The 684-nt window shown below is 47.2% G+C and carries 1 pseudogene; it reads left to right on the top strand.

What is annotated here, in order from left to right:
- Window positions 1–684, top strand: a pseudogene (locus tag R7040_RS26835) (MSHA biogenesis protein MshI); the annotation flags it as partial.

A 684-nucleotide genomic window follows, 5' to 3' on the forward strand; every position in this document is an offset into this window, starting at 1 on the left:
CGGTAGAGCTACCAAACTCAAGTAAAGTGCAAGCTTATGTTTTATCAAGAAAGATGCTTGATAAAATTGTGCTACTGGCTAGTCGTGCTCAATTGCCGTTAGAAGCGATCATTCCGGAAGATGATGTTTGGGGTGATACCGCTGGTGAGCTTGGTAACTTTTTGTTGCTGCAACGCAGCGCGCGTGGGCATTTCCGCATCAGTGCTTTTGTTGAGCACACCATTGCATTTCATCGTTCGATTCGTAGCGTGACACCTCCTCTTACTGGCGTACCGTCAAGCGAGCTACAGATGGACAGTTTGTCTCTGGAGCTGCAACGTTCGATAGATTACCTCTCTGCTCAGCTTCGTCAGGTTCAGTTGCACCAATTGAAAGTGTGCTGTGATGAAGAAGATGAGAACGAATTGGTTCAGTCGCTTAACTACCGCTTAAGCACCAAAGTGTCGTCACTACTGCCTGAAGAACATGAACTCTCTGGTCATGTGCTTGCGGATGCGGCGGCAGCGTCTACAAATCGACGCGTCAATCTATATCCTGATCATTTAAAGCCGAAAAAAGATCTCCTTACGCTAAAAAATGTGGCGATTTCTTGGGGTGCGGCTGCGGCAGTGATTCTGTTGTCTTACGGCTACGTGTCTTGGCAAAGTGAAGGTTTGGAAGATGAAATCGCGATTGTGAAAGGCA

The sequence above is a fragment of the Vibrio sp. 1069 genome, from assembly GCF_033340555.1.